The sequence below is a fragment of the Mesorhizobium sp. P2_A12 genome, from assembly GCF_056405075.1.
In genome coordinates this window covers 439741-461363 of the sequence record NZ_JBFUCU010000002.1, presented here as the reverse complement: position 1 = coordinate 461363, position 21623 = coordinate 439741, and the positions used below count along the sequence as shown (strand labels likewise).

Genomic DNA, 21623 nt, shown 5'->3' with positions numbered 1-21623 from the left:
TCCTTCACAGCGACTAGGGGAATATCCGAGGATCCACCACCGGAATTGTGCGCTAGATCGGCAAACCTGCTTTGGCGGCACCTTCAACAATTCGCTCCGGATCGGACGGACTGGCGAACCAGAAGTTCGAAAGGCGTTCCCGAAGTGAATACGCTGGGTTGATGGCAGTTAGATCGTTCCAGACTCGGCGGGCCTCCTCCACTTGACCCAAATGACCAAGCGCCGAGCACAAGTAGCCGCGTGACATATCGGTTTCTGGGACCAGCAGGATGCGCGCCCGGAGCAGCGATGCTGCCGTTTCGTAGCGTGCTCCGAACAGGTATGCCGTTGCAAGGTGGTGCAGGTTCTGGTGAGTCAGCGCCGGGTCGAGCCGGATGGCCTCCTCAAAGTAGGGGATAGCTTCCAGTGGTCGGCCGCCATGCGTGAACGCATTGCCGCGTCCCACTTGAACGAGGGTATGGTTGGGGTTGATTTCGAAGGCCTTGAGGGAGTCGGTCTCGACGCGGGCGCCGTCCTTTTCCATCAAGGCCACAATCGACGAGATGCCGTAGCCCAGTGCAAAGTCCGGATCGATTTCGACGGCGGCATCGGCGCATCGGCGTGCTTCGGCGACCCCGGCGGTGACGTCCGGTAGCCAACGGTTCACGGCCATGGTCAAGAACGCTATTGAAAGGGCGACGTAGGGCCCGGGCAGGGTGGGATCGACGGCAAGCGCACGGCGCATGAGTTCGATGCCGGCGCGCGCCCGGTCCAGAGATGGACTCTCTGCAAACAGTATCGCTCTGCCTCTAAGGGAGAGGTCCAACGCTTCGAGGTTCGCCGACTTTCCTTCGAGCTCGACTAGAGTGGTGCGCGGAGATATCGAAAGGCGAAGCGCGTCCGCGACCTCGCGAGCAACCTCATCCTGGATCGCGAAAATGTCGGTAAGATCGCGATCGAACCGCGTCGACCAGACCTGCGAGCCATTTGCGGCGTCGGCCAGCTCTACATACATGCGCAGCCTCTGGCCGGAACGCTGCACGCTTCCGGTCAGCACGAACCGGACCTCGAGGTCGGCGCCGACTTTTCTCACGTCAATGTTCCGGTCGCGATAAGCAAAGCTCGAGTTGCGAGCGATGACCGACAGTCCCGGAACCTTGCCCAAGACACCGATGATTTCTTCCGCCAGGCCGTCGGCGAAGTAGGCTTGCTCCTGGTCTTCGCTCAGGTTGAAGAAGGGAAGAACCGCCACCGACGGCCTTTCGCTGAGCGGCGAGGCAGGACGGCCAGAGACGTCGGGCAATGCCAGGCGATATCCGATGCGGGGCACCGTAACGATGATGTCGCCGTGAGAGCCCTTGCCGAGGATCTTCCTTAGCGAGGCAACCTGTACCGAAAGGTTGCTTTCCTCTACGGCTCGCCCTTCCCATGCAGCATCCATCAGCTCCGATTTGGTGAGAATGTCGCCGCGGCGACTAAGCAGGGCTGCAAGGAGACGGGAGCCTCGAGAACCGAGCGACCATGTTTCGCCGTTGCGGCGGACCGATTCCGTCGCCGGATCAAATTCCAAATCGCCAATATTCAAGCGCGGGTGCATGTCGCCGGTCGATCTTGCTGGCTCACTTTTCGGAAGTATTTCGGACCCTATTCGATACTCGATCCGCGCCCTTACGCCAATCTCCCATAATCATCGATCAATACGGCAGGAGGCCCCGATGTTTCCCTACGTTTGGCATGACCCCTTCGCCGAGCTTGCACTGCTCCGTGACCAGAGCGCGCTGCAAAGAAAGACAATAGAAGCCCAGCACGAGACAGCCAGGGGGCCATCGACATGCTTGCTGCTGGCGATCCTCTTCAACTTCGCAACGGCTGCGCTGGTGGTGGCGCACTGGATCTTCCAACCCGCATCAATCGAGAGGAGCTCATCGGATGGACAAAGCGGATCTCAGCCACATCTACCAGTTCTGGTTCGGAGGACAGCCCTGCACTGAGGCCATGGCAGGCGAGCGCGTCAGGTTCTGGATGGAACAATCCGACGCGACCGACAAGGTCATACGCGGAAGGTTCGGTCACTTGATCGCTGCAGCTGCTGGACAAACGTGGGCCCCGGAGCAACTGGGCCGTCAGGAAGCGATAGCGCTGGTCGTTCTTTTCGACCAGTTTCCACGCAATATCCACCGCGCCAGTGCCGAGGCATATGCCTACGACCCGCTCGCCCGAGATCTCGCGAGGACAATGGTTGCGGATGGATGGGAGGCTTATGAGACGCTCGAGCAATTCACGCTGGGCCTTCCTTTCGTGCATCACGAGGACCTAGACGACCAGAACTACATCCTGGGCCTAGCCGAAGGCAGGCTGGTGGCGGCGTCCGCCGAATCTCGGCCCCTCTGGCAGCCGACTGTCGACCAAATCCGGAAGCATCGCGATATTATTGCGCGCTTCGGTCGCTTTCCACATCGGAACGATGTCCTCGGGCGCCAGTCCACGGTCGAGGAAAGGGCGTTCTTGTCGAGGTGCGGGAGAGGCTTCTGAACAGTACGCTTTCGCCGACCCAGCCTGATGAAGGGAAACTACGACGAGGCGCTCGCTCACAACTGCAAGTCGATCGAACTCAACCCGACAGACGCTTACATCAAAGCAAGATGCGCAGCGATTTTCACGTTCGTCGGAGAAGGAGAGAGATCGTTGCGGCTCCTCGACGAAGCCGAAATGCTTGACCCGTTCCTCCCTGTGGGGTGCGTCGAGGAACGCGGCGTAGCCCTTTTCGCACTGGGCCGATACCACGACGCACTTGCATCCCTTGGCAAACTCACCTTTCAAACCAATCGGTCGCGGCTTTACCGCGCCGCGGCGTTCATACAACTCAATCGAGCCAATGAAGCTCATCGCATGGCGAGAGAGGCTTAGGGGCAAGCCCGATCTTACCGCCTCCGGCTTCACGCGTGGCGAGCGATACCGAGATCCCGAGAGGGTTCGCGAACTCGAGCGTTTGCTGGTAGAAGCAGGTCTGCCCGCATGAGCCAAGTCCCCCTGTGGCTCTCAGCAGATTCATCGCGCGGAAAGTAGGGAAATGGCTCGAATCGGGTCCTTCCACGCTGCAGGCTCGAACGTCTCGAAGGGGTCACGTCACGACATCTGACCTTGGAGGTTAAAGGTCCGCTATCGTAGTTCCCTCCACCACAAGCTGACCTACTGCTTCCGGCCCATCTCGGCCATTGGCGGCAGCCGGTTGATTGAGCTTTGTGAAACGGCTTTCCGTCCGCAATTGCATCAAGAAGATGTGGAGCGGTTCTGCGGTTCCGCGAAAGGACGAACCACGCTGACCGGCCTGATCACCGACCGCGCCGGCCGATAAAGGGCAAGGCACAGCACGGCGACCTTGGTGAGCAGCGTGGTCTTGGAGGAGATGCTTTCCGAGGTGTTGAGAAGAATGAGCCAGCCCACCACCGGCAGCCACACGCCAGGATGGCAGCGCCGCGCCACCTCATGCATGAACAGCCCGAAGCTGGACATCATCAAAAGGGTGAAGAAGGCGCCCTGGTAGACCGTCATGCGCACGAATGGGTTCTCGATACCCCATTCGAGGCCGTTGATCCGGCGCAGGCTCTCGACGAGTTCGACACTCGGCCCGACGATCACATCGCGCAGTTCCAGATAGTTGAAGATCTCGAACATCTCGACGCGGGCATTGGCACTGCCGCCATCCGACACGAAACGGCCAAGCAGCGCATCGAAAAAGCCCTGCGAGGCCAATACGGCGATGGCAACCGGCAGCAGCGCGGCCAGCATCATCGCCAGTGCGGCGCCGAGCAGGTTGACGCGACCCCTGCGCAATTTGCGAAAGCCGTGGAAGAGCAAATAGCTGCCGCCGAGGAGTATAGTCACCACCATCGCCGACCGGCCGCCGAACGCAACGAGCGCCGCGCACTGCAGGCCGATCATCGCCAGCCGCAGCGGAGCCGGCAGCGATCTTGAGCCGCTCAAAAGGGCAAGCACGTAGACCGACGTCACAGTGGCATTGACAAGCGGATGCCCCTGCAGCGCGCTCGAGCGCGGATCGGTGGCAAACACCTCGCCATCGAAACGATAGGGAAACACCAGCGTCTTGGTGGCGAATTCGACAAGGGCGAGCAGCCCATTCACCGTCATGACCGCATGAATGACGGTGGGCAGCCGGGCGAATGTCCATTCGTCATCCTCGCCGAGCATGAGCACCAGCAGCCCGGAAGCCACGAAAGTGTCGATCATGCCGGCCATGCCCGGACGTTGCCTGACGATGACGACGACCAGGAGCACGACGGCGATGACGCTCATCAGTGCGGTGGCGGGCCGCCTGTCGGCGACGTGGACGCAATAGCCGACCGGATTGCCGAACGTGCATGAACGCCAGGCAAACAGCAGAATGATGAGATAGGTGGAGGGATGTATCTTGGTCGCCGCGCTGCCTGACAGACCGTCGTAATTGTAGCCCAGCAGCCAGAGCATGCCGCCCGAGACGGCGAACAGCACCAGCACGGCCGCGATCAGTCCAACCTGGGTCACCGCATCGACGGAGGTGCCGGCGCGGGGCGCGGCAGCGCCGAAATTCGAGGCTGTTCCGCTCCAGCCGGACGCCATGTCAGGCCGCCTCGTCGACCAGCAACGCGCCTGTCGGCACCCGCCCCATGACGGAAATCGCCTGCATCGTCGCCGTCACATCGCGCATCGGCGTGGCGTTCAGCCTGGCGACGACTACGATCTCGTCGACCATGGCGACAAGCGGCGAGGCATTCAGATTCTCGGCCAGCGCGCCGCCATCGACGACAACGAGTTCGAAACTCCGGCTCGCCTGGGCCAGCATATGCTGCGCGAAGTAGACGCCGTGCGCTTCCTGGAAGATCGCCTTGGGTCGGCCCCTGCCCAGAAGGGCGACGTTGCTGCCCGGGGCGTACCGGCTGACGGCTTCAAACGCATATTCGCCGCGCAGTACATCGAGGATGCCGGGCTGCGGGTCCTTCTGGCCGTTGCTGGTGTTGGTATCGACGAACAGGACCCGGCTGCCCCTGGCCGCCGCGGCGTTGGCGAGCAGCCGTGCGATCCTGTTGCGCTGCTGGCCATCTTCTGGCGGCGACGTCACCAGGATCGACGGCACCAGCGGCCAATCCGCCGGACGCCGGCCCGAGCTGAACATGCGCCGGAGCGCGAGACCGATGACGGCGTCCGTCTTCTGGTTGGTCGCGACGGTCGGGCTGGTGCCGAAAGGCCACCAGCGCCGTCCCGCCTTCGCTCCCGCAGGCAGGATGCCAAGCACCGGGGCATCGATCGTGAATTGCATCTGGGCGCTGGAAAGCACCGTGGGCGAGGAGTATTCCGCAATCAGCGCCAGGCCGGTGCCCAGCCCCAATCCGCCAAACACCGCGCCAAACAAAAGCAGCCCCAGCGGCGGCCAGCTCTTTTTCTGGGCCGGCATGGCATCCGAAATGACGCGCGCGTTGGTGCTGTCGACGTTGATCTGCTCGCGTGTTTCCTGAGCTCGCTGCAGGTAGGTTGCGTAGACGGAACGGACCGCCTCGAGATCGCGCTGCAATTCGCGCAGCCGCACGGATGCCTGGTCGGTGTCGAGCGATTTGTTCTTGAGGCTCGCGACTTTCGTTTCAAGCGCCTGCTGGTTGGCAAGCGCCCGCTCGTAATCGGTCTCGGTGGCCGTCTGGATCCGGCCGAGTTCGCGCGCGATCAGCTGTCGCGTGTCACGCAGTTGCTGCTGCGCGGCGATCATCGACGGATGGCGCGGCCCCAGTTCCGTGCCAAGCTGCGAGACCTGGTCGACAAGTGTTGCTTCCTGCGAGCGCAAGCTCGAAATCACCGACGAGCGCATCGCTTCCGAGGTTGCATCGGGCGTGCCGCTCTGCTTGCGCATCTGGTCGACCTGCGCCTTCAGCGTCGCGGTGCGGCTTTGCGCCGCCGAAAGCTGCGTATTGATCTCGGTCAGTTCCTGGTCGCTGACCAGATTGCCTGCCGCCATCACCATGTTGTTGGCGGACTTGTAGGCCTCGACGGCATTCTCGGCCTGCTGAACGCGCTTTCGCTGTTCGTCCAGCCGCGCGGTGATCGACTTCGACGCATCGGTGGCGGCCTGCGCGCGCGAACTCGCCTGGTCGGCCAGATAGGCTTGCGCGATGGCATTGGCCAGAAGTGCCGCCTTGTCGGCGCTCTTGGCGGTGACGATCACGTCGATCACCAGGACCTTGTCCGCCCGCTTCACCGCCAGGCGCCGGCGCAGGGCGTCGAGCGTTGCCACCGTCCTGTCGGTCGCGACCGAACCGGAACCGAGGACGCGCGACACCATGCCCTGCCCGTTGAATTCCGGATCCTCGGTCAGTTTGGTCGCGGCGATCGCCCGCAGCAGCACGCCCGTCGACTGGACGACGCTGACCTGGCTTTCAACCTGGGTGATGCCGCCATCGGGCGCCAGCCCGCTCGGATTGATATTGTTGGTGACCACCTGCAGGTCTTGCGGATCGATGATGATTTCCGCCACGGAGCTGTACAGCGCCGGCGTGAGGAGGCCGTAAAGCAGGGTTGCGAGCGTCAGCAGTACGGCGGTGCCGATGATCCAGAGACGGCGGCGCACCAGAATGCGTTTCAGATCGCCAAGCTCGACGGTCGAGGGTGCGTATGATCCCGCTGGTTCCACCGATCCTGCTTCCGGAAAGTATTGCTGAGGCACAATGGGCAGAGATGATAGCATAGCTGCCTCCTACAATACTCCATTTGCCTGCAAGACCAAATCGCGGGCATGAACCTAGCTATTACTCCAATTGTTAAAACATTATTAATTATGTTTGGAACCCGCATGAATTTTGGCACGGAGTTTGCTTGGGTAAACGCACTGGGGTGTTGACACCGCGCAGCTGAACGAGAGACGGACGAAAATGGGGCAACACTTCAACCGGGCCGACACCAGTGTCCCATGTTCTGACGTCGGCCACGAAAATGCCAGGTGTTCAACATGCGGCTAAGCCTGCGCCTGGACGGCGATTGCGTCCGTGGCTTCCATGTCCTGCTCGCTCAACGCCTGTCCGCGCTCGCGGATGTCGAGTTGTTCGTCGATGCCGGGCCGGCTGGCGGCGGTATCCCGCGCAGCGCCGAGGCCTTGTTCCAACTTGAAACGGCAATCCATGGCCTGCCCCGCGATGGGCTGGCAAAGCGCGTGCCGCGTTCGGCGCTTGCCCGCTATGGCGCGCCGCCCGCTTCGGTCGATCTGGTGGTCGACCTCTGCGGTGACGTTCAGCTCGAAGGCACACGGATCTGGCGCGTCACCTATGGCGGCGCCAGCGGGGAAGCGGCCCTGCTCGCCCTGATCCTCGCCGGCCAGACGCCACTCGCCCGCGTCGAGGAAAACGGGGCTGCGATTGCCGCCGGGCGCCTGGGAACCGAATATGGCGGCATCGCGCTGGCGTCCTTCCAGGACATGCTGGCGCGTGCGGCAAGCCTGATCGTCGCGGCGATGTCAGGCGCAGCGTCGGCCGTGCCGGTACTGCCCGAACAGGCGCAGGCTGGTGCCCCGCCAACGATGCCCTCGGCCGGCAAGCTTGGCGACAGGGCGGCCAAGGCGCTGGCGCGGCGGATCGTCCAGAAGATCTACCATCTTTGCTACAACGCGCCGCACTGGAAGGTTGGCTGGCGCGAAACCAAGGGCCGGGATCTGTTCGACCTTCGCGCGCATCCGGCATCGGGCTGGCAGGTGCTGCCGGACGATGGCAGCCGCTTCTACGCCGATCCGTTCCCGATCCTCTATCAGGGCCAGCTGACCCTGTTCGTCGAGGACTATATCCACCGGCTCGGCAAGGCCGTCATCTCGGCTGTGCCGTTCGGTCCGGACGGCCCGCTTGGCCGCCCTGAGCCGGTGCTGGAACTGCCGTACCATCTCTCCTACCCCTTCGTCTTCGAGCGCGACGGCGAGGTCTGGATGGTTCCGGAAAGCTGTGCCAACGGCACGGTCGATCTTTACCGGGCGACAGCCTTTCCCGGCGGCTGGGTCAAGGAGGCGACGCTGCTGTCCGACATCGTCGCCAGCGACGCCACTCTGGTCGAGCACGGCGGCAGCTGGTGGATGTTCGCCACCGTCCGGGACGGTGAACCCACCGTCCGGGATGGTGCAGGCGCCTTCTCCGACACGCTGCATCTGTGGTCGGCGCCGGATTTTCGCGGCCCCTGGACGCCGCACCCGAACAATCCCGTGCTGATCGACATCGCCTCGGCGCGGCCGGCCGGCCGCATGGTCAAACGAGGCGATCAGTTGCTGCGCCCGGTGCAGGACTGTCGCAGAAGCTATGGCGCGGCGCTCGGCATCGCACGCATCACTCACCTTGATTTGATCGGCATGGAGCAGGTTGTTGAGACGATCTTAAATCCAGGTGCGCTATGGGATGGGCGCAAGCTGCACACGCTCAACGAGGCGGGTGGTTTTGAGTTCATCGACGGCTCGGCGATTGCACCGCGCTGGAAGCAACGAGGCGGGCGGTATTAACCTAAACATTGGTTACTACCAGTCGCGCCCGCAGGTTGCTTGAGGTTGATTTGGGTCCGGACGTATTTTCCACCACAGATTGCAGAGCGGAAAGATGACCAGCAGAAAGGGCGGCGAAATGAGTATCGCAGAGGCTGGCCCAGCCGAAGTCGATGTGGCGATTGTCGGCGCCGGGCTGGCCGGAACCACCTTGGCGACGGTGCTTGGAAAAGCCGGGCGCAAGGTGGCGTTGATCGATCCGCACCGCGTCCATCACGACGAGTTCAGGGCTGAGAAGATCGGCACGAAGCAGATGCAGCAGTTCGAGAGACTGGGCCTCGACGCGACGCTTCTGCCTCTGGTCACCCCGATGGACGAGGTCCATGTTTTTCGCCTCGGACAATTGTTCGCGCGTGAAATGCACCGCGAGTTTGGATTTTCCTATGGCGCGCTGATCAACGGCCTGCGCGACGCACTGCCGCCGCAAGTTCCGTTGACGGTGGGCAAGGTCGCCGAGATCACCACCGGACCGGACAAGCAGCGGCTTGTGCTCGCTGACGGCTCCGTCATTGACGCGCGGCTTCTGGTGGTGGCCACCGGCTACAGCGAAGCGGTGCGGCGCGCCATCGGCGTGAACCGCATAGAAGAATCCAAGGCATTTTCGCTATCGATCGGCTTCGACCTTGCCATCGCGCCGCGTGACTTCGCCTATCAGTCCGTCACCTGCTACGCCAAACGGGCCGGGGACCGTGTCGCCTACATCAGCGTCTTTCCGATTGGCAACAAGATGCGGGCAAACATGTTCGTCTACCGGCTGGTGGCCGAGCCGTGGACCAGGGCGTTTCGCCAGGAACCGCAAAAGATGCTTTGCGAACTGATGCCCGAGATATCAGCGCAATGCGGGAACTTCGAGATGGCAGGCCCTGTCGAGGTCAGGCAGATCAATCTGACCACGACGCAAGGCCATCGCCGCGACGGGGTCGTCTTCATCGGTGACGCCTTCTGGACCACATGCCCGACGCCGGGCGTCGGCATCGAGCGGGTGATGACCGATGTCGATCGGCTCCATTCGGTTCACATTCCGCGCTGGCTCGAAACACCTGGAATGGCGGCTGACAAGATCTGCGCCTTTTATGACGACCCGGTCAAAATCGCCTCCGATGAGAACGGCATGCGGGTGAGCTACTATGCCAAGGAGATCACCACCGGCACAGGGCTGGAATGGCGCATCCGCCGCCTGCGCAACAACACCGCGCGCCAACTGATGATCGTCGGCCGCAAGATACGGCATTTGGGCCTGCGGCGGGCAAATGCTGTCGCCGGCGAAGCGTCATAGAACACACCGTCGCCCGGATCACCCCAGCGTCATCCCCGCCTTGCGTGCTTCGGCGCGCAGGAACGGCAATCCGACGCCAATCACATCGTCCGGATCGTCGGGCCACCGGCCGCCAGGCCGCCAACCCGCCGGCAATGTCCACATCGACATGGTTCATGTTTCGTGCGCGTGTGCGCAGCAAGCGGGAACGAAATCGCCCGCCAGGTGTTAGAAACTTATGATGAACACCACGGAACCCCACGGTCACGGGATGGTGGCCGATATTTTGAGCTTGGAAGTTGCCAATGCCAGGCAGCGCATCAACCGGACCGAGCTCGCGATTCAACGCACCGAAGAAATGCTGGCCGAGAACATTGCGCTGCGCAGCAGGATACAAACCGCGCAATGGCGTCTGGTCGAGGCCGCGGAGCGTTTGGTGAAGATTTCCAGCGCAACGGCGCCGCTGTAGCCGATAGCGGCGATCGCCTTCACCGTCGGTTTCCTCGCCCGGAATGTGGACTGTTGCCTGGCGAGCCAACGGATTCCCGCATCAAAACCTGGCAAGGCTCGAGCCGTGCTCTCGGCGGCCCCTCCCCGCCTTCAATCCTGGCAAACAGGGCGTCCATGGCGTGGCCGGCGATCTGGCGCACCGGCTGCACCACGGCGGCGATGGCCGGCCATGTCACCTGCATCCACTCGGCATCGTCGAAGCCGACCAGCGAAATGTCGTTGGGACAATGCCAGCCACGCCGGCGGAACTCGGACAGCGCCACCAGCGTGCCCTTGAGGAACAGCGAATAGACGGCGGTCGGGCGTTGGCCCCCGCCCCCACCTTCGCCTTGATTGAAATAGTCACGCAATTGCGACCTGAGCGGTTCGACATCGCTTTCGGCCAGCACGACGTCGATGCGCACATCCGGCGCCAGCGCCAACGCGGTGCCGCGAAAGCCGTCGAGGCGGGCGCGCATCGTGGCTGCCTGTTCGCCAAGGCCGACAACCAGGATATGGCGGTGGCCCTTGCCGATCAGTTCGCGCGCCACCTCGGCACTGGCCGCCGCACTGTCGGCCGACACGGTGTCGAAGGCGTCGTCCGACAGCACGCGGTCGATCAGCACGCCGGTCATGCCGTTGGCCTTCATGAACCCGGCCGCCGGGCCGTGCTCGTTGCGCACCGGCGCCAGCACGACGCCGGCCACCCGCCAGTCATGCATGCGTTCGAGGATTTCCTTCTCACGCGCCTCGGATTCACGGCTCGATGCGGCCACCAGCGTATAGCCGCGCTGCTCGGCCAGGCCTTCGAGCTGGGTGATCATCTGGCCGAAGAACTCGCTCTCGAACTCCGGCATGATGGCACCGATGATGCGGCGCTTGGCCCGCCGCATGTCGGAGGCCAGCGGATCGACGCGGTAGCCCAAAAGCTCGACGGCATCGAAGACGCGCTGCGCATTCTCGGGCTTCACCGTGGTGACGCCGGCCATGACCTTAGAGACGGTGGCGGCCGACACGCCGGCATAGCGTGCCACGTCGTGGATCGACGGACGCCGCCGCTGGCCCTGCCTATGCGCCATTGGTCCTCCTCACGAGGCGCGGACGTCAGTATTTTTCGTCCGCTACCAAACGAGTAAATCGATTTTTCGTGATTGTAAATCGTTTAATCGGAGGTATTTTGTCTCCGTGCATGTCGCCCAAAAGTGTGCAACGGGATAACGACATGTGCAAACTAAAAATGTGCGATGAGGTTCGCGCCCGGAGGAAATTGCTATGTCAGACAGCACCTTGCCGCTGGTCATCAGCGCGCCGGAACCGCGCACGCTCGACCTCATCTTCACGCCTCCGCAGTTGGCACGCTTCCGGAAAACATACCGTATCGTCGAGACGACGCCCGACGGCGTCGCCAAATTGCCGGCCGATGTGCTGGCCGAAGCCCGCTACATCGTCGGCCAGCCGCCGATCACGCCCGAAACGCTGGACAAGATGAAGGCGCTGCGCTGTGTCTTCAACGTCGAGACCAACCTGATCAACAACATGCCCTATGAGACGCTGTTTGCGCGCGGTATCCATGTCGTCACCACCGGCCTGGTCTTCGCCGAGCCGGTGGCCGAGCTTGGCCTTGCCATGGCGCTCAACCTCGCCCGCGATATCGTCGACGCCGACCTCGCCTTTCGCCAGGGCAAGGAACTGTGGGGCGGCGATGGCAACCGGACAGCCCGGTTGCTGTCGGGCGCCGATGTCGGCATCATCGGCTTCGGCGATCTCGGTCGCGCGCTGAACCGGCTGCTGTCGGGCTTCCGCACCCGCACAAAAGTCTTCGATCCCTGGCTGCCGCCGTCGATCCTGATCGACAACGGCGTCGAGCCAGCCTCGCTCAACGAGGTGCTGTCGCAGAGCGACTTCATCTTCGTCGTTGCTTCGGTGACCAGCGAGAATCAAGGTTTTCTTGGCGCCGATGCCTTTGCCAGCATGCGCAGGGGCGCGGCCTTCATCCTGCTCAGCCGCGCCGGCGTCGTCGATTTTTCCGCCCTGATGGCGGCGGTGAAGAGCGGCCACATCGTCGCCGCCAGCGACGTCTTCCCGGAGGAGCCACTGGCGCAAGACCATCCGGTGCGTGCCTTGCCCGGCTTCCTGCGCTCGGCCCATCGCGCCGGCGCCCTCGACATCGCCTTCAAGCGCATGGGCGACATGGTGCTGGAGGACATGGACCTGGTCGATCGTGGCCTGCCGCCGCTGCGCTCCAAGCGCGCCGAGCGCGAGACGGTATCGAGGATGCGTTCGAAACCGGTGGATAAGAACTGAAGCTGCCCGGTTGGCGCGCCATCGATCCGGAGCTCAATCAAATACCGCCAGGGGATGTCGCGCGCGATCTCCGCCCGATGCTTGTCCTGGCCTCGCAACTCGATGCTGCCCGGGTGTGGGAGGACATGACCCGGACTTTGGTCACTGGCGGGTCCGCCTGAAACTCTCAAGCAACTCGGTTTCATTGCTGCAGCCATTCTCGAACAGCGAGAACACCGTGGCTGCGAGCCGCTGCACGTCCGGCTCCGGCGACTTCGGATCAAGTTTGCGTTCGGAGCAGACCTGGTCGAAGACGCGTTGGCACAGTTTCAGATCGGAAGGATAGAAGCCGGGATGGCGCTTGTTAAGGCTCGACATGAGAAGCCCCCTCTTGGAACAGCAGCCACTTGCCTGACGATGTCCGCGCCGCCAACCGCAAAAATCCTACACTTTCCCGCCTGCCAAAGAAAGACGCGAGTCATCAGCCACGATTCGAACGGATGACCAGTTGTGACATGGCGCCTTTGTCGTTAGCCGGCGGATTTTATCGATCGCCCCCGTGATCCGGCGTTCCGACTGGATATGTCGGTTTTGTACCAAGACGCGTTTGGTACGTTTCCGACACTAACGTTCAGGTCGATCTTTTCGTATGCGAACGGTGGTGGGGGCCGCCGTGCATCGAAATTCATACCGCATTCCTAGGTTTTTTCGTTCAAACTCCCTATATACGGGCTATCGTCGGCACGTTGATACGGGGCGCGGACGGCTGGGAGATGGGATGGCTCTTGCCCTGTATTGGGCCGCGCCATGACCGATCCTGATAAAAACCATCAATACCGAAATCAACTGCTGCGGCGCATGCCGGCGGATGACTTGGCGCTGCTCGAGCCCCATATGCAGCGCTGCGACCTGCCTTTGCGCCAGATATTGGTGAGCCCCAATACTCCGATCGAGGCCGTCTACTTCATCGAACGGGGCATCGGCTCGGTGGTCGCCAGCACGACCAGCGGCCACGAGGCCGAAGTGGGCTTCATCGGCTTCGAAGGCATGACGGGATCTTCCCTGGTGATGGGCGACGACCGTGCGGTGCATGCCTGCTATGTGCAGCTTGAAGGCGAGGCCATACGCATCGAAGCCGGCCCTTTCAATGCGGCCCTTGCGGCCAGTGCGACCTTGCGAATGTTCCTGCTGCGCTTCGTCAACGCGCTGCAGACCCAGGCCGGCTGCACTGCGCTCGTCAACGCGAGGCTGAAGCTCGAGGAACGGCTGGCGCGGTGGCTGCTCATGTGCGACGACCGGGTGCCTGGCGAGACCCTGTCCATCACGCACGAATTCCTGGCCATCATGCTTGGCGTTCGGCGGCCAGGCGTCACCGTTGCCCTCCAGTTGCTGGAAGGCCGCGCGCTGATCCGCTCGCGCCGCGGCGAAATCGTCATCCGCGACCGCGCCGGGCTGGAAGAACTCGCCAATGGCAGTTACGGCGAAGCCGAGGCCGAATATGTCAGGCTGGTCGGCGAGATCGATGCCGACTGATCAAGGGCGCCGTACCGACGGCTTGCCCGATGACGTCGCTTTGCCGGGCCGCGTCGCACCGACTTCATAGGCATCCGCCGCGCTGTTCCGGCTCATCGGCCCCTCTCTGCCGATTGGCCCATCTCTGCCGATCGGTAAGCCTGCATGCTCCAGGCTCGCGAGCTTGCATTTCGTCTGTTCGGCCGCCGCTCCGACAAGGCAATCTATGGCGAACATGTCGCCGACGTGATCGCTGGCGGCGACCGCCTGGCGTATCTTGCTCAATTGCGTCTGCGTATAGTCCAGAAGCTCGACCAGGCCGGTGTGATCCAAACCGCCCTCCATCATAGGATGTCGAGTGGCCGATCCAGGTCGCTCTTGGCTTTTTGAAATACGCCCATTTGCCTGGCTTGCATAGGCGGATTGTCGAAAACGTACAGTTTCCAGCTCGCAGCCGGCCGCGCTATTGGCCAAAGGTCCCTCTTCGCGAGGCCATTGCGGCATGCGAGGTTGAGAAATATAAGCTATCGCTTTGATAAGCGCTCCGTACGTCGCGGGGGGCGATGTCGTGCCAATTCGCGAGAATCTCGCCGCCAACCTCAGGCGGCTGGTGCAACGCCACGCTTCCGTGAGCGCGGTGTGCCGTGAGCTTGGCATCAACCGCACCCAGTTCGAGCGCTATCTGCAAGGCCAGGCCATTCCGAACAAAGCCACCGCCAGGCTGATCTGCGGCTTCTTCAAGATCGACGAGAACGATCTGTATCGCGAGCCCGCTGCCGCGGCAGCCAGCGACAGCCACGCATCGCTACGCCAGAGACTGTATGAGACCATGGTGCATCCCCCCTCGCCGGCCATCGCCGGTGGCACCTATTTCACCTATTTTTCGGTCCCCGGCCGCCCCGACCTTCTGATGCGCTCGATCACCTTCGTGCAGCGTGAGACCGAGCTGGTCACCTTCAGGCGCGTGACGCGGTGGGCTCCAGGCGACAGCCAGGGCGGAGCACGGGCGCCCGGCAACCACTACGGCGTGGTGATCTCGCGCCTGAACTGGATCTATTTCAGCGGCATCAACAGCCGCCCGACCGGCGAGCCGTCGATCATGGCCGTGCAATGGGCCCCGATCTCGGAGCCGGTCCTGGTCGGCAGGGCCATCGTCCTGACGGAATCAGGGCCAGCCTTCGTGTCGGTCATCATGCGGCGGGACGTCACCAGGATCAGCCTGAGACAGGCGATAAGGATGGCTCACATCGTCAGGCTCGATGACCCCGACGTCGATCATCTGGTGGCCAGCCTCGCGCGCGAGGCCTGACGCAAGAGATCCGGAACAACAGACGATGCGGCGCTGCCGGTGGAAGGGCGCCTCCCTTTTTCCGCCATGTTGCACTGCGAAAGATATGTTGCATTGCGGTGTCAGCCTGCCCGGCCGACACTTGCGACGGGCTGGGCCAAGAGGTGGGCCAAGCGCTGGGCTTGCACGAAGGAGCCGTCGTGGCAGCATCGTTCCGGCCGGACATACAGGGATTGCGCGCGCTCGCCGTCGGCGGTGTCGTCGCCTATCATTTCGGCCTCTCCGCTCTGCCCGGCGGCTTTGCCGGCGCTGACATCTTTTTCGTCATTTCCGGCTGGCTGATCACCACCCATCTCATGCAGGAGATCGGCGACACCGGCAGGCTCGACCTCGTGCGCTTCTATGCCAGGCGCGCGCGGCGCCTTTTGCCGGCGGCACTGTTCGTCATCCTGGCCACGCTTGCCGCCGGCTATTTCATCCTGGCGCCGCAGGAGCAGGCGCTCTATTCGCGCGGCGCCATGTTCGCCTCCGCCTACACCATCAATCTGTGGCTGCTGCGCTGGTCGTTCGACTATTTCGCCACTGACGCCACCAGCAATCCCTTCATCCACTTCTGGTCGCTGTCTGTCGAGGAGCAGTTCTACCTGGCCTGGCCGGCGCTGCTTCTGCTGGGCGCCTGGCTGCGTCCGGGCCGGCGAACGGCGGTGGCCGTGATTGGCGCGGCCGGCCTCGCTTCCTTCGCCGCCTGCGCCTGGTTGACCAGGGCAGCGCCAGCCTGGGCCTTCTATTTCTCGCCGCTGCGCGCCTGGGAGTTCGCAGCCGGCGGCCTGGCGACGCTGGTCCCAATGACTTTCCTGCTGCACCGTCCGTGGCTGCGGGCTGCACTTGGCTGGATCGGCCTGGCGCTGATCGCGGCGGCCTACCTGTGGCTGAGCGAGGACCTGCCCTTTCCCGGCTATTATGCGCTGCTGCCGCTTGCCGGCACGGTGCTGGTGCTGTTGAGCGGGGTTGGCGCGGAGCAGACCGGAAAGCGGGCCAACGGGCGGACCAACCGGCTCACCCTTGGCCCGACCGCCGCCCTGTCGCTGCGGCCCCTGCAATGGATCGGCGCGCTCTCCTATTCGCTCTATCTCTGGCACTGGCCGGTCATCGTTTATGCCCAGATGCTGGTGCCGGATCTCAGTGCGCTGCAGCGCCTCGGTTGCGGCGCGCTGGCTTTGGCGCTGTCGGTGTTCACCTATCGCCTGGTCGAGAACCCCGGACGGCGCGCCGGCTGGCTGACGGTGGGCGCCAGGGTTCCTTATCTCAGCGCAATTCCAGACGGAAAAGCGCGTCTCATTTTTCCTGCAATTGCGCTCGCTCCCGCGCTGGCGCTGACCGGTGCCGGCGTGGCGATGGCCTATGCCAATGCGCATCTGGCCCAGCGCAACATCGACCCTGAGCAGCGCGGCATCGAGCAGGCGGCCGAACAACCCTCCATCGCGCGCGCTGTCGACAAGAGTTGCCTGCTCGACTTCCACACGGTGACGCCCAAACCCTGCGTATTCGGCGCCGCTGACGCCGCCCACACCATCGTGCTGTTCGGCGATTCGCATGCCGACCACTGGTCGACGCCGCTGATCGAGGCGGCCAGGCGCAACGACACCAGGGTGGTCACCTATCTCAAATCATCGTGTCGCGCCTCGCGGCTCTCCACCTTCAACACCGTGCTGAAGCGCGACTACACCGAATGCGACGCCTGGCGCGAGCAGGCCATATCGGACATCATCGCCCGCAAGCCGCGCCTGGTGGTGATCTCGGAATTCTCCATCGGCAATCTGACGCGTGACATGCCCGCCGCCAGCCGCACCGCCGAGACCGCGCGCTGGCAGGCCGGCCTGCGCTCGACCTTGCAGGCGTTCAGCCGGGCCGGCGTCGAGGCCGCGGTGATCCGCGACACCCCGATCAACGCAAGCTTCGCCGACTCCTGCGTGGCGCGCGCGCTGTGGTGGCGCGAGGCGCCGTCGCCGCACTGCGACACGCCAAGGGCCGAGGCCGCCAATGACACTGCTGCCGCCGCCGAGCGCGCCATCGTGACCAGCGTGCCCGACACGCTCTATGTCGACCTCACCGACCGCTTCTGCGGCCGCACCTCCTGCCAAGTCTTCATCGGCGGCAAGCTCGCCTTCCGCGACCGCCACCACCTCGCCACCGCGTTTGCCGAGACGCTGGAGGGGCCGCTGGAGCGGGCGTTGTTTTGAGAGCGGCGAAGCAGTCCGCGCAGAACGGCGATCGGTGCCTCGCGCTCCAGAATCCAGAGATAGGTAATCCTCGCCCAATTGATCTTCGCCAGCTACACCGCTAGCTGAGGACTGTCCTTCTGGAGCCAGGTCATGCGTCATCTCGTTTCCTTCGAGCATTTCCTCTCGACTGGCACGCTGGGGCCGCTTTCCGCCGATCTTAACCTGCTGCAGGTCGCCGCCCTGCTCGGCCCCCCACAGCACTGGATGACCAAGAACGTCGAAGCCTATCCGCTCTACTGGATCTATGGCGACACGACTCGCTGGCTCAATCCGGCATTGGAGGTGGAGTTCTATCCGGACGCGCCGCATGCGATGCATATGTTTCAGTTCGAGCATGCAGACATGCTTGAACACGAAGTCCACACTTTCGGCCAGGAGCTTGCGGTTTCAATGGATGGCTTCACCGGCTCGACCAGACCCTCGGAATTTCTGAAGCGCGACATGTGGAAGGGCCGCGACGTCAGGGTCTATTTCACCACGCATCATTTCGAGGTGACGATCGTCGCTGGTCAGGTGATGGTGCACTTCATGATCCACGACGGCGACCAACATGACGAGACGGAAAAGCAGACCTACCTGGAAGCATTCGGCGCCGATAGCCGCTTCGGCGACATCGACCAGCGCTGCGAACTGAACAGCATTGCAGCTTTGCCCAAGGGCGGGAACACCTCCCCTGGGCCCTATTTCGACATGAAGAACTGTTCTGGCCAAGAGTATTTGAAGGCGTTGGCGGGTTGATAACGCACGCTGCACTCTTTTGCCGCTGGCGGCCACCGCTGCCGGCCCCGTGCTTGCGGTATATCCGCCCCCTACCGCCACCCACCTGACGCCACAATCCGCTCGCCCGTCACCCAGCCCGCCTCGTCGGAGGCCAGAAACACCGCCACCTTCGCAATGTCATCCGGCTGGCCGAAGCGGCCGAGCGGGGTGATCGCCACCAGCGCCTTTTCGTGTTCGCTGCCAACGATGCCGACGCGCTGCAGCCCTTCGGTGTCGACACCGCCCGGTGCGATCGCATTGACGCGGATATGGCGAGCGCCGAGTTCACGCGCCATCGACAGCGTGATCGAATCCACCGCCGCCTTGGTGGCGGCATAGACCAGCGAATTGGGCTGCGGATTGGAACTGGCGACCGAGCTGATGTTGATGATGCTGCCGCCAGCCGGCCCGAAATGCTTCACCGCTTCCTGGATGGTCAGCACGACGCCCAGTACATTGGTGTCGAATTCGCGGTGGAACTCGGCCTCTGTCACCGCATCCAGCGGCTCGAACTGGAACACGCCGGCATTGTTGACCAGGATGTCGACGCCGCCGAACGAGGACTTTGCCGCTTCGAACAGGCCGCGCACGTCGGCCGCCTGCGCGACATCGCCCTTGACTGCGACCGCCCGGCCGCCGGCATCCGCGATGGCGGCCACGACGCGCTCGGCCCCTTCCCGCGATGAGGCATAGTTGACCACCACAGCCGCGCCCGCCGCCGCCAGCCCCTTGGCGATGGCTGCTCCAATGCCCTTCGATGCGCCGGTGACGATGGCGACCTTGCCGTTCAGACTGCTCATCCATTCTCTCCTTGTGATCCTGACGATCAGCGGTATTTAAGCGCGCCTAAAAAGCGTATTAGATTATCGGAATGCCGTTCTTTCTTGCCTGGAATTCCGTAATCTGTTTCTTCTCGACATGCGATGATGCCACCATGACCACCATTCTCGAAAAGACCGCCGGCCTCGTCGCCTTCGTGCGCACGGTGGATGCCGGCTCGTTCCAGGCCGCCAGCCGGCTGATCGGCTCCAGCCCGTCGGCGGTGTCGAAGAGCGTGGCGAAGCTGGAGCGGCGGCTCGGCGCAAAACTCATCCAGCGCTCGACGCGCCGGCTGGGGCTGACCAGCGAAGGCATCGCCTACTACGAGCGCGTGGCGCCGCTGCTGCGGGCGCTCGACGATGCGCAGGACATCGTCCAGAGCACCGGCACAGCGCGCGGGCTGCTGCGCGTCACCGCCCCGGTCGAGCTCGGCCGCGGCCTCATCGCTTCATGGGTGCAGCTGTTTCTGGCCGAGCAACCGGAAGTGAAGCTGGAACTCAGCGTCACGGACCGCCACGCCGACCTGATCCGCGAGAACTATGACGTGGCGGTGCGCATGGGCGCGCTGGCCGATGCCGGGCTCACGGCGCGGCGCATCGCCAGCCTGCCGATCGTGTTGGTGGCCGCTCCCGCCTATCTCCAGCGTAGAGGCTTTCCAGCCTCGATCGACGATCTGCGACGCCACGATTTCGTCCGCTATGTCTCGGCCGGCCGCCCGCGGCCCATCGCCTTCGCCGACGGCACGCAAATCGTGCCCGACGGCCTCTTCGACACCGACGACGGCGGCGCCATCCGCAACGCAGCACTTTCCGGCGCCGGCATTGCTCACCTCATGCAAGTCGCCGTACAAGATGACCTCGACACCGCCCGCCTGGTGCGCCTCCTGCCGGAGGTGCCGATGCCAACCATGCCGGTCCACATCGTGCACGCTTTCGGCCGGCAACTGCCGGTGCGGGCAAGGCTGTTCGTGGAGTTTTTGGCACGGCAGATGGGGAGGTTGGGAAGGTAGTTCCCTCTCCCGTTTACGGCAGGGCAATCGCCTATAAAATTCCTGACATGTCGCCCGGCATGGCGCCCTCAGTGTCCGCATTGTTCGTCTCATCTTACAAATCTATGGAACGGGGCCGCGCCTCGGGGGTTATATTAGGCTAACCTTGAAAAGGAGGTAGCCATGAAGAAGCTCCTGCTTGCTTCGGTTATCGCCATTGCTTCGGCGGCGGCGATGATCGCTCCCGCGGATGCCGGTAGTCGCATCACGATCGGCATCGGCGGCTATGCCGACGACTATTACGGCAACGGCTATTACAATGGTTATGGTGACTACGGCGATCGCTACGCCTATCGCCGCTACTACCAGGACGAGTCCTACGACAACGGCTACAGGCCGCGTTATTACCACCGGCACCACCGTTGCCACATCGAACTGGTCAAGCACTGGCGCCATCACCACAGGATCATCGAGGAAATACGCGTCTGCGGATGACCTGATCCGGGAAGACTGATCCGGCCGGCATTGCCGGTCGGGTCGCCTGTCACCCGACCCTTCTCCCCACCATCATCCCATAGTGCACCGCCAGCAGGTCCAGTCCGACCTTCAAGAACTTCGTCACCACATCCCGCCCCTCGCCGGTCTGCTCGGCCAGGCTCTTGATCGAGCCGCCGGCGCAGCAGACTTTCTGCACCACAGCGGCCACCTCCCAATGGCATAGCACCCTGGTGGCGGCGGCATGCGTCCGGCCGGCATCGAGCACGCTGTCGGCGATGCCGCCGCCGTGCCGACCGCCGTCGACGCGCTCGCTCCAGCGCATCGGCTTCACGCTGGCCTGCTGGCTGCAGCGGAATTCCTCGCGGTAGCGCAGGCCAGCCTCGCGCTGCTGGCGCGACAGCGAGGTAATGCCCAGCAGCGGATCCACATTGCGCACCCGCACGATGCCGCCGGTGGAGGTGTAGCCGTCATTCGACACCTCGTACACGCGGCTCGCCTCCAGAGTGCCCGCGGCCAGCCGCTTGCGGCCGAAGTCGTCGTCCTTCAGCGCGAAATCGTGGCCGATCTCATGGCGGATGCGCACCTGCTCGGCCTCGCCCTTCGGCAGTTTTGGCGCCTGCGGTCTTGCGGCTCTGGTTCTCTTGCTCACGGGAGGCTCCTGGTTGGGGTGTTGGGATTGGGTTGGGCCGCGCGGAACCTGGGTTCCTCGCCCCCGCAGAGCGGGGGAGAGGTGGCTCGGGCGAAGCCCGAGACGGAGGGCGGCAGCGCGGCGGATCATGGTTGAGTGCCCTATCCTCAGCCGGTATTGACTGCGCGGAGGTTGCCCCCCTCTCCGTCTCGGCTACGCCAAGCCACCTCTCCCCACTCCGTGGGGCGAGGAACCAAATTTCTGAAGCGCCGCCCTTCCGGCCAGCAGCTCGCAG

At 63.5% G+C, this 21623-nt stretch carries 21 protein-coding genes; 12 read left to right on the top strand and 9 right to left on the bottom strand.

All coding sequences use genetic code 11. The features are described 5' to 3' along the window. Nucleotides 1–52: 52 nt before the first annotated feature. A complete protein-coding gene (locus AC1DZU_RS07095) occupies nucleotides 53–1576 on the bottom strand; it encodes a winged helix-turn-helix domain-containing tetratricopeptide repeat protein (protein WP_477283061.1) in 1524 nt (507 codons plus the stop codon). 332 nt (nucleotides 1577–1908) lie between these two features. On the opposite strand from AC1DZU_RS07095, the gene AC1DZU_RS07090 reads away from it, so the two are divergent. Beyond that, entirely contained in the window at nucleotides 1909–2511 is a 603-nt protein-coding gene (locus AC1DZU_RS07090) for a DUF924 family protein (RefSeq protein WP_477283059.1), read from the top strand. Nucleotides 2512–2538: 27 nt separating this feature from the next. Then, the gene (locus AC1DZU_RS07085) at nucleotides 2539–2886 is read left to right on the top strand and encodes a hypothetical protein (RefSeq protein WP_477283057.1); all 348 of its coding nucleotides are present in this window, start codon (nucleotides 2539–2541) and stop codon (nucleotides 2884–2886) included. A gap of 363 nt (nucleotides 2887–3249) precedes the next feature. Here the strand turns inward: AC1DZU_RS07085 and AC1DZU_RS07080 are convergent, their stop codons facing one another. Next, entirely contained in the window at nucleotides 3250–4596 is a 1347-nt protein-coding gene (locus AC1DZU_RS07080; RefSeq protein ID WP_477283055.1) for a VpsF family polysaccharide biosynthesis protein, read from the bottom strand. A 1-nt stretch (nucleotide 4597) separates the two neighbouring features. Next, nucleotides 4598–6652: a GumC family protein gene (locus tag AC1DZU_RS07075; RefSeq protein ID WP_477283053.1), complete on the bottom strand. Its 2055-nt coding sequence runs from the start codon at nucleotides 6650–6652 to the stop codon at nucleotides 4598–4600. A 315-nt stretch (nucleotides 6653–6967) separates the two neighbouring features. Between AC1DZU_RS07075 and AC1DZU_RS07070 the strand changes: the two genes are divergently transcribed. Then, nucleotides 6968–8488, top strand: coding sequence for a glucosamine inositolphosphorylceramide transferase family protein (locus tag AC1DZU_RS07070; protein ID WP_477283051.1), 1521 nt, complete (start codon nucleotides 6968–6970; stop codon nucleotides 8486–8488). A 94-nt stretch (nucleotides 8489–8582) separates the two neighbouring features. Further along, nucleotides 8583–9803 (top strand): FAD-dependent oxidoreductase, encoded by a 1221-nt coding sequence (locus AC1DZU_RS07065; RefSeq protein ID WP_477283049.1) that lies wholly within the window; start codon nucleotides 8583–8585, stop codon nucleotides 9801–9803. Between the two features lie 18 nt (nucleotides 9804–9821). Here the strand turns inward: AC1DZU_RS07065 and AC1DZU_RS07060 are convergent, their stop codons facing one another. Further along, the gene (locus AC1DZU_RS07060) at nucleotides 9822–9953 is read right to left on the bottom strand and encodes a hypothetical protein (protein ID WP_477283047.1); all 132 of its coding nucleotides are present in this window, start codon (nucleotides 9951–9953) and stop codon (nucleotides 9822–9824) included. A 70-nt stretch (nucleotides 9954–10023) separates the two neighbouring features. On the opposite strand from AC1DZU_RS07060, the gene AC1DZU_RS07055 reads away from it, so the two are divergent. Further along, nucleotides 10024–10251 carry a hypothetical protein gene (locus AC1DZU_RS07055; RefSeq protein WP_477283045.1) on the top strand — a complete coding sequence of 76 codons (228 nt, stop codon included), beginning with the start codon at nucleotides 10024–10026 and terminating at the stop codon, nucleotides 10249–10251. Nucleotides 10252–10270: 19 nt separating this feature from the next. On the opposite strand, the gene AC1DZU_RS07050 is transcribed toward AC1DZU_RS07055, so the two are convergent. Continuing rightward, entirely contained in the window at nucleotides 10271–11350 is a 1080-nt protein-coding gene (locus AC1DZU_RS07050) for a LacI family DNA-binding transcriptional regulator (protein WP_477283043.1), read from the bottom strand. 193 nt (nucleotides 11351–11543) lie between these two features. Here AC1DZU_RS07050 and AC1DZU_RS07045 point away from each other — a divergent pair, with 193 nt between their 5' ends. Next, nucleotides 11544–12575: a hydroxyacid dehydrogenase gene (locus tag AC1DZU_RS07045; protein ID WP_477283041.1), complete on the top strand. Its 1032-nt coding sequence runs from the start codon at nucleotides 11544–11546 to the stop codon at nucleotides 12573–12575. Nucleotides 12576–12716: 141 nt separating this feature from the next. Here AC1DZU_RS07045 and AC1DZU_RS07040 read toward each other — a convergent pair whose 3' ends face one another. Continuing rightward, nucleotides 12717–12932 (bottom strand): hypothetical protein, encoded by a 216-nt coding sequence (locus AC1DZU_RS07040; protein ID WP_477283039.1) that lies wholly within the window; start codon nucleotides 12930–12932, stop codon nucleotides 12717–12719. A 429-nt stretch (nucleotides 12933–13361) separates the two neighbouring features. Here AC1DZU_RS07040 and AC1DZU_RS07035 point away from each other — a divergent pair, with 429 nt between their 5' ends. Further along, nucleotides 13362–14087 (top strand): Crp/Fnr family transcriptional regulator, encoded by a 726-nt coding sequence (locus AC1DZU_RS07035; protein WP_477283037.1) that lies wholly within the window; start codon nucleotides 13362–13364, stop codon nucleotides 14085–14087. Here the strand turns inward: AC1DZU_RS07035 and AC1DZU_RS07030 are convergent, their stop codons facing one another. Then, complete coding sequence (locus tag AC1DZU_RS07030; protein ID WP_477283035.1) at nucleotides 14088–14540, bottom strand: hypothetical protein; 453 nt, start codon at nucleotides 14538–14540, stop codon at nucleotides 14088–14090. 94 nt (nucleotides 14541–14634) lie between these two features. Here AC1DZU_RS07030 and AC1DZU_RS07025 point away from each other — a divergent pair, with 94 nt between their 5' ends. From AC1DZU_RS07025 to AC1DZU_RS07015, 3 genes are all read left to right on the top strand, one after another. Continuing rightward, nucleotides 14635–15375, top strand: coding sequence for an XRE family transcriptional regulator (locus AC1DZU_RS07025; protein WP_477283033.1), 741 nt, complete (start codon nucleotides 14635–14637; stop codon nucleotides 15373–15375). 179 nt (nucleotides 15376–15554) lie between these two features. Next, nucleotides 15555–17594 carry an acyltransferase family protein gene (locus tag AC1DZU_RS07020; protein WP_477283030.1) on the top strand — a complete coding sequence of 680 codons (2040 nt, stop codon included), beginning with the start codon at nucleotides 15555–15557 and terminating at the stop codon, nucleotides 17592–17594. 132 nt (nucleotides 17595–17726) lie between these two features. After that, nucleotides 17727–18374 (top strand): hypothetical protein, encoded by a 648-nt coding sequence (locus AC1DZU_RS07015; protein ID WP_477283028.1) that lies wholly within the window; start codon nucleotides 17727–17729, stop codon nucleotides 18372–18374. A gap of 71 nt (nucleotides 18375–18445) precedes the next feature. Here the strand turns inward: AC1DZU_RS07015 and AC1DZU_RS07010 are convergent, their stop codons facing one another. Next, entirely contained in the window at nucleotides 18446–19195 is a 750-nt protein-coding gene (locus AC1DZU_RS07010) for an SDR family NAD(P)-dependent oxidoreductase (RefSeq protein ID WP_477283026.1), read from the bottom strand. Nucleotides 19196–19329: 134 nt separating this feature from the next. Between AC1DZU_RS07010 and AC1DZU_RS07005 the strand changes: the two genes are divergently transcribed. Together AC1DZU_RS07005 and AC1DZU_RS07000 are read left to right on the top strand one after the other, a co-directional pair. Next, nucleotides 19330–20223 (top strand): LysR family transcriptional regulator, encoded by an 894-nt coding sequence (locus AC1DZU_RS07005; protein ID WP_477283024.1) that lies wholly within the window; start codon nucleotides 19330–19332, stop codon nucleotides 20221–20223. A 162-nt stretch (nucleotides 20224–20385) separates the two neighbouring features. After that, nucleotides 20386–20697: a hypothetical protein gene (locus AC1DZU_RS07000; RefSeq protein WP_477283022.1), complete on the top strand. Its 312-nt coding sequence runs from the start codon at nucleotides 20386–20388 to the stop codon at nucleotides 20695–20697. 49 nt (nucleotides 20698–20746) lie between these two features. Here AC1DZU_RS07000 and AC1DZU_RS06995 read toward each other — a convergent pair whose 3' ends face one another. Next, a complete protein-coding gene (locus tag AC1DZU_RS06995; protein ID WP_477283020.1) occupies nucleotides 20747–21349 on the bottom strand; it encodes a DUF6456 domain-containing protein in 603 nt (200 codons plus the stop codon). Between the last annotated feature and the right edge of the window lie 274 nt (nucleotides 21350–21623).